The organism is Aurantiacibacter spongiae (assembly GCF_003815535.1).
In the GTDB taxonomy this organism is placed as follows: domain Bacteria; phylum Pseudomonadota; class Alphaproteobacteria; order Sphingomonadales; family Sphingomonadaceae; genus Alteraurantiacibacter; species Alteraurantiacibacter spongiae.
Window position 1 is genome coordinate 991,677 of record NZ_RPFZ01000001.1, and the last position, 12,127, is coordinate 1,003,803.

General features: G+C 62.5%; 12 protein-coding genes. 5 read left to right on the forward strand and 7 right to left on the reverse strand.

Going from position 1 to position 12,127, the window contains the following annotated elements; translation table 11 throughout:
- Nucleotides 1–13: 13 nt before the first annotated feature.
- Both EG799_RS04865 and EG799_RS04870 read right to left on the reverse strand, forming a co-directional pair.
- On the reverse strand, nucleotides 14–1,123 hold the full coding sequence (locus EG799_RS04865; RefSeq protein ID WP_123879054.1) for a copper resistance protein B: 1,110 nt from the start codon (nucleotides 1,121–1,123) through the stop codon (nucleotides 14–16).
- Nucleotides 1,123–2,898, reverse strand: a complete 1,776-nt coding sequence (locus EG799_RS04870) for a copper resistance system multicopper oxidase (RefSeq protein WP_123879056.1) — start codon at nucleotides 2,896–2,898, stop codon at nucleotides 1,123–1,125. The genes EG799_RS04865 and EG799_RS04870 overlap by 1 nt, the downstream gene beginning before the upstream one ends.
- A gap of 94 nt (nucleotides 2,899–2,992) precedes the next feature.
- Here EG799_RS04870 and EG799_RS04875 point away from each other — a divergent pair, with 94 nt between their 5' ends.
- From EG799_RS04875 to EG799_RS04895, 5 genes are all read left to right on the forward strand, one after another.
- Nucleotides 2,993–3,268 carry a metal-sensitive transcriptional regulator gene (locus EG799_RS04875; RefSeq protein ID WP_234029021.1) on the forward strand — a complete coding sequence of 92 codons (276 nt, stop codon included), beginning with the start codon at nucleotides 2,993–2,995 and terminating at the stop codon, nucleotides 3,266–3,268.
- 43 nt (nucleotides 3,269–3,311) lie between these two features.
- Nucleotides 3,312–3,791, forward strand: a complete 480-nt coding sequence (locus EG799_RS04880; RefSeq protein ID WP_123879060.1) for a DUF411 domain-containing protein — start codon at nucleotides 3,312–3,314, stop codon at nucleotides 3,789–3,791.
- Nucleotides 3,788–4,555: a glutaredoxin gene (locus EG799_RS04885; protein WP_234029022.1), complete on the forward strand. Its 768-nt coding sequence runs from the start codon at nucleotides 3,788–3,790 to the stop codon at nucleotides 4,553–4,555. The genes EG799_RS04880 and EG799_RS04885 overlap by 4 nt, the downstream gene beginning before the upstream one ends.
- An 80-nt stretch (nucleotides 4,556–4,635) precedes the next feature.
- Nucleotides 4,636–5,151, forward strand: a complete 516-nt coding sequence (locus EG799_RS04890; RefSeq protein WP_123882785.1) for a DUF305 domain-containing protein — start codon at nucleotides 4,636–4,638, stop codon at nucleotides 5,149–5,151.
- Entirely contained in the window at nucleotides 5,148–5,636 is a 489-nt protein-coding gene (locus tag EG799_RS04895; RefSeq protein WP_123879062.1) for a DUF6692 family protein, read from the forward strand. Before EG799_RS04890 ends, EG799_RS04895 begins: the two co-directional genes overlap by 4 nt.
- Before the next feature lie 373 nt (nucleotides 5,637–6,009).
- On the opposite strand, the gene EG799_RS04900 is transcribed toward EG799_RS04895, so the two are convergent.
- The 5 genes from EG799_RS04900 to uxaC form a co-directional block, all read right to left on the reverse strand.
- Nucleotides 6,010–6,777, reverse strand: coding sequence for an enoyl-CoA hydratase/isomerase family protein (locus EG799_RS04900; protein WP_123879064.1), 768 nt, complete (start codon nucleotides 6,775–6,777; stop codon nucleotides 6,010–6,012).
- A gap of 3 nt (nucleotides 6,778–6,780) precedes the next feature.
- A complete protein-coding gene (locus tag EG799_RS04905; RefSeq protein WP_234029023.1) occupies nucleotides 6,781–8,049 on the reverse strand; it encodes an acetyl-CoA hydrolase/transferase family protein in 1,269 nt (422 codons plus the stop codon).
- Nucleotides 8,046–8,933, reverse strand: coding sequence for an HpcH/HpaI aldolase/citrate lyase family protein (locus EG799_RS04910; protein WP_123879066.1), 888 nt, complete (start codon nucleotides 8,931–8,933; stop codon nucleotides 8,046–8,048). Before EG799_RS04910 ends, EG799_RS04905 begins: the two co-directional genes overlap by 4 nt.
- Nucleotides 8,934–9,087: 154 nt before the next feature.
- On the reverse strand, nucleotides 9,088–10,467 hold the full coding sequence (locus tag EG799_RS04915; RefSeq protein WP_234029024.1) for a mannitol dehydrogenase family protein: 1,380 nt from the start codon (nucleotides 10,465–10,467) through the stop codon (nucleotides 9,088–9,090).
- Nucleotides 10,464–11,879, reverse strand: coding sequence for a glucuronate isomerase (uxaC, locus tag EG799_RS04920; RefSeq protein ID WP_123879070.1), 1,416 nt, complete (start codon nucleotides 11,877–11,879; stop codon nucleotides 10,464–10,466). The genes EG799_RS04915 and uxaC overlap by 4 nt, the downstream gene beginning before the upstream one ends.
- Nucleotides 11,880–12,127: the final 248 nt, after the last annotated feature.

A 12,127-nucleotide genomic window follows, 5' to 3' on the forward strand; every position in this document is an offset into this window, starting at 1 on the left:
CCCGGCGCGCCGATCAGAACCAGAAGCGTATGCCCACAACAACGTTCGTGGCGCTGGCTTCTTCACCTGCGGCGCGAGCGAAATCCGCGCTGCCGCCCAGCTTCCACTCCTGTGCAACGCCCACATACGGGGCAAGTTCTCGGGCGATCTCGTAGCGCAGGCGCAGGCCCGTCTCCACGGTATCGATACCGGCGCCGATCCCGAGTTCGGGAACATCCTGGACCGCCAGGGCGATTTCGGCGCGGGGCTGGAGGATGAGGCGCTGCGTGATACTCTGATCGAGTTCGACTTCGGCCCGCGCGGTCAGATCGCCGTTCGTGGAAAGATACAGGTCCGCCTCTAACTCGAAGAGATAAGGCGCAAGACCTTGTATTCCCGCATCGATATAGGTTCGCGTCGGCCCGGTCAGATCCCGGCGCAAGCCAACTCGCGCATCGAACCACGGAGATACCGCACGCCCGTAAAGCACGGTCACAAAGGCGTGCTCCAGATCGCCCGAGGCACGGCCCTCGCCTTCCGATTTCAGCCATATCCTGTCGAGATCTCCGCCGTACCACCCGCTGGCATCCCAAAGGTACCCGTCTTCGCCCTCTCGTGATCGATATTCCAGGCGATCGACGAACAGACCGGCGGTCATCATCCGACCGTTCTCCCGCGCCAGCGCTCCGCGGCTGTCGTGCATCGCTTCGGCCCCCCATATCGCATCGGCGGCGACAGGCGGACCGAAACCGGCCTCGGGCGGCGGCGGCAGGATCGGAATTAGCGCGCTCTCGCGCTCGCTGACGGAGTGACCCATCGCCGTGTGGTCCACCGCCGCGTGATTCATCGCCGAATGATCCATCGCGCCATCGCCCGAAGCGGTGTCCTCCACCGTGCCGGGTTCCATCGCACCGTGGGCCATCGACCCATGATCCATAGCATGATGGTCCGCCTGATCGCTTCGAACGGCGGGCGCGCTGGCAGCTTCGGCGGTATCCTCCCCTGCGCGGCTCTCTTCGTCCTGAAGATCGTCTTTTCCGGTCTCGGCAGATGTCTGCTGATTACCGTGCGCGGAATGGCCTTGTGCCAGAACTGGCGTCGCGGTGGCGCCCAGCAAAAATGCGGAAAAGATCGAGGTTCGCATTACCCGACCCCTCCCGGTTCCGCGACGCTGACGACCTGGAACATCCCCGAATGCATGTGGTAGAGAAGGTGGCAGTGAAACGCCCAGTCGCCGGGCTCATCGGCCGTGAGATCGAACTGCACGAATCCGCCCGGCTGAACGATGACCGTGTGCTTTTGTGGCTGAAACCCCTCGGGAGCACCGTTTACGAGTTCGAAGAAATGGCCGTGCAGGTGGATGGGGTGAGCCATCATGGTGTCGTTCACCAGCTTGACCCGCACGCGCTCATCGTAGGCGAAGCGAATGGGATCGTCGCTGACGGCGGAGTATTTCTTTCCGTCGAACGACCACATGTACCGTTCCATGTTGCCGGTGAGGTGAATTTCCAGCATCCGCGAAGGGGTGCGCGGATCGTCATTACGGACAAGCGAGACGAGGTCGTTGTAGGTCAGCACCCGGTGGCCCACCCTGTCGAGCCCGATACCCGGATCGCCCATGCGATCGACAGGGTTCATGGCCACCATGTCAATGCCCGGACCGACTTTTACGGTTGGCGGCAGCAGCGAGGTATCGCGCATGGACATGCCCCCCATATCCATGCCGCCCATCGGTTCCGGCGCAGTGGTCATCGCCGGCATGTCGTGCCCCATGGCGGCGTGATCCATGCCCTCCATATCGCCGGCGCCACTGCCGTGGTTCATTCCCATGTCGGCCACGGTCAGCAGTGGCGGTTCGCGCAGAGGCGGGATTGCCGCACGCGCACCGGGCCGCCTGGCGAGGGTCGCGACGGCCATGCCGGATCGGTCCATGGCCTCGGCGACGATGGTCATGGCTTCGCCCACCGGTTCGACCACTATGTCGTAGGTTTCGGCCGTGCCAATCTGAAATTCTTCCACCGGAACGGGCCGTACGTTCTGCCCGTCGGCGGCAACGACGTGCATTACCGCGCCGGGTATTCGCACGTTGAAAAAGCTCATCGCGCTGCCGTTGATCACGCGAAGGCGAACCCTCTCTCCCGGAGAAAAGGCGAATTCCAGCCCCTCTTCGGGGCCGTGCCCGTTGGCGAGATAGGTGTAGGTCGATCCGGTGACGTCGAGGATGTCAGTCGCCATCATCCGCATCCGCCCCCACATCAGACGCTGCCCTGCATCCAGGGGATAGTCGTCGGTCCAGCTGGTCTGCTGGTAATTGAAATACCCCTCCCCCTTCTTGAGCTTCTTCATGATCGTGTGCGGATCGAGCGGCGTGAACTCGCTCAGCAACAGCACATAGTCGCGATCCGCTTCGACCGGATCCGGCCCCGCGGGATCGACGACGATCGGGCCGTAATGACCGGCCTGCTCCTGTAAGGCCGAATGCGAGTGCCACCAATACGTACCGGCCTGCCGCACGGGGAATTCCGCGGTGAACGTTTCTCCCGGCGAAATCCCGGGGAAGCTGACGCCCGGCACGCCGTCGAGATAGAAGGGGACAAGCAAGCCGTGCCAGTGAACAGAACTGTCGTGATCGAGGGTATTGCGGACGTTGAGGCGAACGCTCGTGCCTTCCTTGAGTCTGAGAAGCGGGCCAGGCACGCTGCCGTTGACCGCGATTCCGCGGCCGCGGCGACCCTGAACGGTCCGCATGCCCTCCCCGACGGTCAGATCGATGCTGGTACCGGAAACTTCGTCGAAGCCCGCGCGGATCGCGCTGTCGTTGATGGCACCCCCCCTCGCCCAGGCCGGCATCGCCAGCGCTCCGATACCGAAGGTTCCCGCTCCGAGAAGATGGCGGCGTGAAAGCGGTAAAGTGGACATCAGCCTTGCAACTCCTTCGAAAAGCGACATATATACCCCCTAGGGGTATTACAAGGCGCCCGACCAGAGTTCAGACCCAAGGAGATAGATGTCGGTGCCAACGACCGATCAGACCAAGATCGTAAACCGTCTGCGCCGTATCGAGGGGCAGGTGCGCGGTGTCGCACAGATGGTCGAGGATGACCGGTACTGCATCGACATCCTTAACCAGCTTCAAGCCGTGAAGGCAGCCCTCGGCCGGGCGGAGAGCGAGATCCTGAAGCGCCATGCCAGCTGCTGCGTTGCAGAGGCGATTGCGAGCGGCGACCCCGCCGAGCAGCAGCAGAAATTCGGCGAACTGGTCGATCTTTTCGAACGCGCAAAGCGATGAGATCGGTTTTGCGCCGCAGTCAGAATATCATCAGGAGATCAGCATGATCGGCACCATCCGCGCGGCGCTTTTTCGACGCGCTATCGGCAGCGCCCTGCTGCTTGGCACGGGGTTGACGGCGTGCGCCGCGCAGGCGGCATCCGTCACCATGTATCGTGACCCCGGCTGTGGCTGCTGTCTCGGCTGGGCAGACCACATGGAACACGGCGGAAGGCACGACGTCGCAGCGGTCGACCATCCCGACATGGCCGCGATCAAGGCGGAACATGGCGTGCCGATCGAATTGCGATCCTGCCATACTGCCACTGTCGATGGCTACGTGATCGAGGGGCATGTTCCTGCTGCCGATGTCGAGCGTTTGCTCGACCGACGCCCTGCCGGGGTGACCGGTCTCGCCGTCGCCGGAATGCCCGTCGGATCGCCCGGAATGGAACAGGGCGGGCGTCATCAACCTTATCAGGTCATAGCCTTTGGTCCCGCCGGGCGGGCCCTATGGGCCAGCTATCCGGAGACCGCAGCATGAGCGACCGCCGCCAAACCAAGACTGCCACCGTCTATCGGATGGTCATGCCCGACCACGTTTGCCCCTATGGGCTCAAGACCGTCGATCTGCTGAAGCGGGAAGGTTACGCGATCGAGGACCACCACCTCGAAACGCGAGAGGAAACCGACGCCTTCAAGGAAAAGCACGGTGTCGCGACGACCCCGCAGACCTTCATCGGTGGCAAGCGCATCGGCGGCTATGACGATCTGCGCGAGCATTTCGGCAAATCGGTGCAGGCCGAAGACGAAACCACTTACCAACCGGTTATCGCGATCTTTGCGGTCGCCTTCCTTCTGGCCATGGCAATCACCTGGTACGTTTTCGATGCGCTGCTGACCGTGCAGACTCTCGAGTGGTTCGTCAGCTTGTCGATGGCGCTGCTCGCCCTCCAGAAATTGCAGGACGTGCGCAGCTTCTCGACGATGTTCCTGAATTACGATCTCCTGGCGCGTCGCTGGGTACGGTACGGCTTTGTCTATCCCTTCGGCGAGGCACTGGCAGGTATCCTGATGGTCGCTCATGCCTTGCCGATCATATCGGTCCCGGTTTCTCTGTTCATCGGAACGGTCGGCGCGATCAGCGTCTTCAAGGCGGTCTACATCGACAAGCGGGAACTGAAATGCGCCTGCGTCGGCGGCAGCTCGAACGTGCCGCTGGGCTTCGTGTCGCTGACCGAAAACCTGTTCATGATCGGCATGGGCCTGTGGATGGGTGCCAGAGCGCTTGGCTGGATCACCGTGTAACCTTGGGGGATCGTGAAATGGAAACGGCTGGAAGCAGAGATCGCAGTCGCGATGGCGGCAGTTATTGGCGCTTCATGGCCATGGTGGCGACGTCGACAGTCATCATGTTCTTCCTGATGTACACCAACACCTATGACGCCGATCAAATATTCTGGAGCGAGACGCGCTTCTGGATGATGTTCGTCATGGGCGCGATGATGATGGTCGTGATGCTGCTCTTCATGTGGGGCATGTATCGGGACCGAAAAAAGAACTTCATCATCCTGGCGGTAGCCGCGGTCGTCTTCGCCCTGGGTCTCTGGCTGGTCCGGAGCCAGACCACTGTGGATGACGAGGAGTACATGGCCGCGATGATACCGCACCATTCCATTGCCATCATGACCAGCGAACGCGCGAGCCTGAAGGATCCGCGGGTACGCAAGCTCGCCCACGACATCATCCTCGCGCAGCGACGCGAAATCGCGCAGATGAAATATTTGATCGCCGATATCGAGGAGAACGGCGTGCGAAGGTCGGAGCGGCTGCCCGCCGGTCTTGCGGGGGCGACATCCGCGTCCGATCCGGACCCGTCCTCTCGCGAAGGAGCGGCGCAATGAAGATTTCGCACCTGATCGCCGTCAGCGGCACGCTTGCCCTGGCGGCCTGCAACCAGAACACCGCGATCGGCAACGACCGGGAAGCGGCGCTTGACCCGCCGGCAGCGGCCGCACCAATCGAGCCGGCGGAAACCGCTCTGGCGAACATCGCGACCGCGCTCGTCAAACCCGAAACCATGACCGATGCAGACATCGCCGCCCTTGGTGGAACCTCGGGACGGTGTGTGTTCACTTTCACCGAGGTCGGCTTTCCAGCTTTCGTCTATCGTCCGGGCGAACAGGGTTTCCTGAAGCTCAACGGAAGGATCATCCCGCTATCCGCCACGGGCGCGGATCGCTTCGTCAGCGGCGGGCTTGTCGTCGCTACGCGTTTCGTTGACGAAACCGGCAATGCCGGATTGCAGGCGATGGAAATCCTCGTCGTTCCTCCGCAAGCGGGCGACGAGCTGGGCTATCGCGGCTACACGACCTGTGCCAAACCCTGACACCTGTCAGCCCCCCATACCTTGATTGGTTTTGGATATTACGCGGTCATTCCCGGCTTTCCCGATGTCGTTCTGCTTCCTGATAGGATTAGCGGCGCCTATCCTGCTGTGGGCTAGGACGTATCGCGGGCGCGTCCTGACTCGCTGCGAAGGCGGCTGGCCTCGGCGGCAGCAGCATCGCACTTTCCAGCGCGCGGCTGTTTATCCTCGGACTTCCTGTCCGCCGTGATCTTAGTCGCCGCGATGCTAGGCGGGATGGGCGTGGTTGCCTTTTTCGAACGGCGGACCCGATAATTCGCGCGAATGCGTTGGGCTCCCAAACGCAGGGCTCCAGATGATCGGAGCATCTCCCGTTCGAGCGGTGTCGCGGAAGCTAGCGGCGTTTCCATTCGGGTTTGCGCTTTTCCGCAAAGGCACGCGGGCCTTCCTGCGCGTCTTCGCTGGTATAGGTTATCTCATGCACGGCACGGGCAGCCTGCAGGGCGGCGCTGCGCCCCATCTCCGTCGCCAACATCACCGTCTCGCGCCCGGCCTTCACCGATAGCGGCGCACCCTCCAGCACTTCGTGGGCGAGCGTGATTGCGGCGGTCATCAGTTCCGCCGGTTCGGCCAGTCTGTTGACGAGTCCGATTTCGTAGGCGCGCTGGGCGGTAATCGGTTTTCCGGTCAGGATGATTTCCATCATGATCCGCTGTGGAATCATGTGGATAAGCGGAGCTGCCCAAGGAGAACCGCGCCCCACCTTTACCTCGGTGATGCCAAACTTCGCCCCGGTACTCGCGACGCAAAGGTCGCAGGCCTGGGCAATCATCCAGCCGCCGGCCAGGGCCGCGCCGTTGACCGCCGCGATGGTGGGCTTGGTCAATTCGATATTGTCGTAGGGTACGGGAAACATGTCCCGCGGGGGAACCCGCAGTTTCGTCTCCACCATCTCCTTCAGATCCCCACCGGCACAAAAAGCCTTGTCGCCCGCCCCCGTGAGGATAGCTATGCGCGCGCGATCGTCCTTCTCGAACCGGTCCCACGCCGCGAACAGCCCTTCGCGCACCTCCCGGCCCAGCGCATTGCGCTGCTCGGGGCGGTCAATCGTGATGATGGCTATCGCGTCATCGCGGGCTTGATATTTTACGGCATCGGACATGGTTCAGTATCCCCTCCTCTCGATGTCGCGCGCGGCGCGCGACAGGTCTTCGCGAAAGTCGGGATGCGCAATCGCGACGAGCCGCCTCGCACGCTCGGCAAGCGTCTGGCCCTTGAGTTCCGCCCGGCCGAATTCCGTGACGACGACATCCACCTCGCTACGCGCGGTAGTCACGGGACCGTCGAACTTCTCGACGATCTTGCTGAGAGTGCCATTTCTGGCGGTAGCGCCCAGGGCAGTGATGGCCGCTCCGCCGCTGGACCGTGCTCCGGCGCGCACGAAGTCCACCTGCCCACCCGTACCGCCGAGATAGGCGGAGCCGGCCTGCTCTGCATTCACCTGTCCTGTCAGATCGATCTCGACGGCGGAATTGATGGTGACCAGCCGTGACAGTTTTCCCAACACCGCCGCGTCGTGGGTATAGTTCGTCGCGCACATCCGGATCGTATTGTTGCGATGCGCCCAGTCAAACAGCTTTCGCGAACCGATAAGCGCGCCATTGATCGACACGCCCCGATCGATTTCCTTGCGCGCATTCGTCACGATACCCGCCTCTGCCAGATCGACGATACCGTCTCCGAGCATTCCCGAATGTACGCCGAGATCCTTCCGGTCGCCCAGCAGACGCAGGACCGCATCGGGGATACCACCCACACCGATCTGGATCACCGAGCCGTCCCCGATATACTCGGCGCAGTGCCTTGCAATCGCCTGATCGGCTTGTGTTATCGTCGTTCCTTGCACCTCCACCGGAGCGCGATCGCTTTCAACAAGCACGTCGATATCCGAAGCGGCCACGCTCTCTCCGCACGTGAAGGGCACCCGCGAATTGACCTCGGCCACGACCAACCGCGCTTTCGCGACCGCCGCGGTGACGTAATCGCTTATCAGGCCGCAACTGTGCCGCCCGGTCTCGTCCGCCGGGCTCAGTTGCACCATGGCGACATCGCAGGGGAGTATGCCGGCGGTGATGAGCGGCGCGACCTGGCTGACATGCACGGGAATGATCTGAAGCCGCCCGGTCTTCGCCAAGTTCCGCAAAGCGCCGATCGCGCCCATGCTCGACACGCCGATTCGAGCCGCGAAATCGGGCGTGAGGTCGCCGGAAAAGCTCGTGGCGATGAACAGCGTTATGCCGGTGAGCTCCTCCGCCTGCCGGATCAGCGCCTCAACCAGGTCGCCCGGCTCCCCGCAGGCTTGCCCCATGACGATGGCATCCCCCGGTTTGAGAACGCAGGTCAGGTCGAGTTCGGCCGCCGACTTCGCGTTCACCGACTTTCTGCCGTTGCCAGAAGGTGCCGCGCGCGAGCGAGGTGCGGCCGGTCGAGCATCCGGCCCTTGTAGCCGATTGCGCCCGCCCCCGGATTCGCGTCGAACAGGGCGACGATCTCATGTGCTTCGGCAATTTCGTCTGCGCCCGGGGTGAAGGCCTCGTTGATGACGGCGACCTGCGCCGGATGGATGGCGAGCATTCCGCGAAAGCCGTCGCGTCTCACGCGCTCGGCACGTTTGCGCAGACCCTCGAGATCGCGGAAATTGCCCTCGATGGTTTCGACAGGTGCTATATTCGCGCTCGATGCGCCAAGCAGGCACAGGCTTCGAGCCATCTCATAGGTGTGGGAGTATCCGCCGCTCTCGTCGCGATTGGAACTCGCTCCGATAGCGTCGGCAAGATCTTCCGCCCCCCAGGTCATCGCCACGAGGCGCGGCGCATCCTTGAAGTCACCGCAGCGGAACATGCTTTCGGCAGTCTCCGTCACGAGCACGATAACCGGCGTGGTACCGCGTTCGATGTCGTTCGCGACCTCGAGGGCCTCGAGATACTTGTCCAGCGTCTCGACATCATGCCTGCCTTGGGCCTTCGGCAGCATGATGCCACCGGGCTTCGCCGGCATGATCGCAGCGAGGTCGAGCAAGGCATAAGGTCCGTCAAGCGGATTGATGCGCACGAAGATACGGTTGGCGTCGCCTTCGTAGCCGGAAAGGAAATCATGCACCATCTGCCGCGCGGCAGCCTTGTTCTCGATGGAGACGGCGTCTTCCAGATCGAAGATCGCGATATCGGCAGCGCTCTTGGCGCACTTCGTCATTTTCCTTTCGCTGTCGCCGGGAGAGAACAACCAAGAGCGCATCGGCCGTTGTTTCAGATCGGTCATTGTCGACGTTGTGCCTCTCGGGTCAGCTCGGGAAGGTCAGGCATTCTCTCGGCGAGGACGTTCACCACCCCCGCGATGTCCCGAAGCGGTGGGCGGAAATCGAAACTTGTGCAAGCGCGGTGCGACACCATCGGCAAGGCATTCCGGTCGATTCCTACAACGAGCTTTCGGACAGAAGGACGCCGCGGATCGTTTCCGCCTCGATCCGATCGGGCTGCCACTGCGATGCAAGAAGCCCGCCGCGCCCGAAGATCGCATTGACAATACCGCCCACTCCGGCCTGCCGCCACAATGCCCGCATACGGTCTGCCAGGGGATCTTCGACCGGCCTCCGATCCCCTCTTACATGCAACAGCCAGTGGCCGATTCCCTGCAGGATGACCGGGCATCGGCGACCACGTTCACGCTGGATCGCAAGCGTTTCCAGCCAGCGCTGCGGAATCTTCTGGCTACCGTCCATCGCGATCTGGAATAGCCGGTGATCGAGCCCCGGATTTTCGAACCGCGCAATGAGCGCGTCGGCATAGCCAGTCAGATTCTGGCCTTCTCCGGCTGCGATCGTGGGGGCGGCCTCCTCTCGCATGAGAGCCAGGGTTTGCCCGCGCAGGACCGGATTGGCAATCGCCTGGTGGACGAATTTGTGCCCCGCATCGAGGCCGGCATAGGCGAGCAACGAATGCGCACCGTTCAGCATCCGCAGCTTCGCGGTCTCGTAGGGCGTAACGTCGGTAACGATTTTTGCCCCATGATCGTCCCAACGCGGCCGCGCCCCGGCGAAATCGTCCGCGATGATCCACTGGCTGAACGGTTCGGTGAAAACCGCCCCTTCGTCGCGAAGGCCGATACGGTCCTCGAGCGAGGCGATGTCGCGCTCGGTCGTCGCTGGAACGATGCGATCGACCATGCTGTCAGGCGTGCTGCAATTGGCATCAAACCAGTCCACCATGCCCGGGGCTTCGCCAGCAAGCCAGTCGCGCATTAGCCGGCCCAGTTGCGATCCGTTACCCGAAAGATTGTCGCAACTCAGCAGGGTAAGCCCGCTTCGGCCTGCCTGCCGGCGCTGCATCAGCGCATCTGTGAGGAGCGGATAGAACCCCGCTCGCGCCAGTTCGCGATCGAGCGAGCCGTCGGACGCTCTGCAATAGCCCTTTTCGGTTACGGTGAAGCTCGCGACATGACATTCGGGCCGAGCCAGTCGCTGCGCGATCGCTGACCGGTCTCGCCCCGCGATCAGAACGCCCTGCACTGCCCCGATCGCGCGGGTTTCCTCTCCATCGCGAGACCGTTCGGTCAGCGTGAACAGGCCGCCCTGCGGATTGAGTTGGTTCGCCACCCGCGCCGAGCGCATGGAAACACCGGTTGTCATCCAGTCGCGCTCCCCCGCGGCGAGGCACGCGTCGGTGTACCACGCCTGATGCGCGCGGTGGAACGCGCCAATGCCGAAATGGACGATGCCCGCGTTCTGGGAGCGATCATAGGAAGGTTGCGTCGCCACGCCGCCCCGGCCGGCGAGCGTATCGGGAGACAATCTCACAACCGATAGGCCGTCTTGGCGAAATCGTAGGCGAGCCCCCGGGCCAGTTCCGCGGCTTCCCATTCTTCGAGACGGTGTTCGACAACAAGCTCGGCGAGGAACCCGCAATCGATCCTCCGCGCAAGGTCGTGCCGCGCCGGAATGGACAGAAACGCGCGCGTATCGTCGTTGAAGCCGACGGTGTTATAAAACCCGGCCGTCTCGGTCGTCCGGCGGCGGAAGCGGCGCATCCCCTCCGGACTGTCGTGAAACCACCAGGCCGGCCCGAGCTTGAGGCACGGATAATGTCCGGCAAGCGGGGCCAGTTCGCGCGAATACGCCGTCTCATCCAACGTGAAGAGGATAATCGACAGATCGCGTGCGTTGCCGTGGCGCGAAAGGAGCGGCCGCAGTGCGTCGACATATTCGGTCTGGACCGGTATGTCGGCGCCCTTGTCGCGACCGAACCGGTCGAACAGCTGGCGATTGTGGTTCCGGAAGGAACCGGGATGAATCTGCATGACCAATCCGTCGTCCCTACTCATTCCGGCCATTTCGGTCAGCATCTGCGCGCGGAACAGTTCGGCATCGGCGCTACTCGCATCACCACCCTTCACCCGGTCAAACAAAGCCGCCGCATCGGTATCGGGAAGATCGGCCGTGCGCGGTGTCGGGTGTCCGTGGTCGCTCGATGTCGCGCCCATCTTCTTGAAGAAGGCGCGCCGTTGCCGGTGGGCGTCAAGATAGCCGCGCCAGGTTCCGCAATCTTCTCCCGTCAGGTCGGAAAGCGCGCCAAGATTATCGGCAAACCCCTCGAATTCGGGGTCGACGACCGCATCGGGTCGGTAGGCTGTAATGACGCGCCCGGTCCATTCGCTATCGCGTATGGCGGCATGGTGTTCCAACGTATCGAGCGGTCCCTCCGTCGTGGCGATGACCTCGATTCCGAAACGGTCGAACAGCGCACGCGGACGAAATGCGTCGGTCGCGAGCTTGGCAGTTATCGTCTCGAAGTAGAAATCCGCTGTTTCTCCGTCGAGCCGCACATCGATACCGAAGGTCTCGGCGAACACCCAATCGAGCCAGATCCGCGAAGGAGTTCCACGGAACAGGTGATAGTTTTCGGCGAATGTCCTCCATGCGGTGCGCGGATCGGCGCTCGATCGGCCCGTCGCGTCGGGCACACCCAGTTCCTCCAGCCGGACGCCTTGCGAGTAGAGCATCCGGAACAGATAATGGTCGGGCACCAGCAACAGATCGGTGGCATTGGCGAAGCAATCATTTCGCGCCCACCAGCGGGGGTCGGTATGACCGTGAGGGCTGACGATGGGCAGATCCCTGACACTATCGTAAAGCCCTCGCGCAATGGTCCGGACGGTAGCGTTCGCCGGCAGAAGGCGATCGGGATGAAGATGAAGCGGACGGGTCGTCATGTTCTCTTTCGGCCGGTCATGCAGAACACATTTTTCGGTAAATATTCGATCGACTGGCGGCAGGGGCGCGATGCAGGGCAAAATGCGACAGGTCCAAGGCCTGCTTCGGATGATTGCCCATGGCTTGCCAAACTGCTGCGAGATGGGGATTGCACAAGGGTGGGGAAGCTCCTTTACCAATTGCAACCAGAACGAAGTGCCTGTCCGGCGATGCCGATGCGGAAGGGGACAGGACTGTTTGCGAGAAG

Bases quoted from the DNA above. Each gene is read 5' to 3' on its own strand.
- EG799_RS04865 (WP_123879054.1), bottom strand. From the start codon at position 1,123: ATGCGAACCTCGATCTTTTCCGCATTTTTGCTGGGCGCCACCGCGACG.
- EG799_RS04870 (WP_123879056.1), bottom strand. From the start codon at position 2,898: ATGTCCACTTTACCGCTTTCACGCCGCCATCTTCTCGGAGCGGGAACC.
- EG799_RS04890 (WP_123882785.1), top strand. From the start codon at position 4,636: ATGGTGGCGACGTCGACAGTCATCATGTTCTTCCTGATGTACACCAAC.
- EG799_RS04900 (WP_123879064.1), bottom strand. From the start codon at position 6,777: ATGTCCGATGCCGTAAAATATCAAGCCCGCGATGACGCGATAGCCATC.
- EG799_RS04880 (WP_123879060.1), top strand. From the start codon at position 3,312: ATGATCGGCACCATCCGCGCGGCGCTTTTTCGACGCGCTATCGGCAGC.
- EG799_RS04910 (WP_123879066.1), bottom strand. From the start codon at position 8,933: ATGACCGATCTGAAACAACGGCCGATGCGCTCTTGGTTGTTCTCTCCC.
- uxaC (WP_123879070.1), bottom strand. From the start codon at position 11,879: ATGACGACCCGTCCGCTTCATCTTCATCCCGATCGCCTTCTGCCGGCG.
- EG799_RS04885 (WP_234029022.1), top strand. From the start codon at position 3,788: ATGAGCGACCGCCGCCAAACCAAGACTGCCACCGTCTATCGGATGGTC.
- EG799_RS04895 (WP_123879062.1), top strand. From the start codon at position 5,148: ATGAAGATTTCGCACCTGATCGCCGTCAGCGGCACGCTTGCCCTGGCG.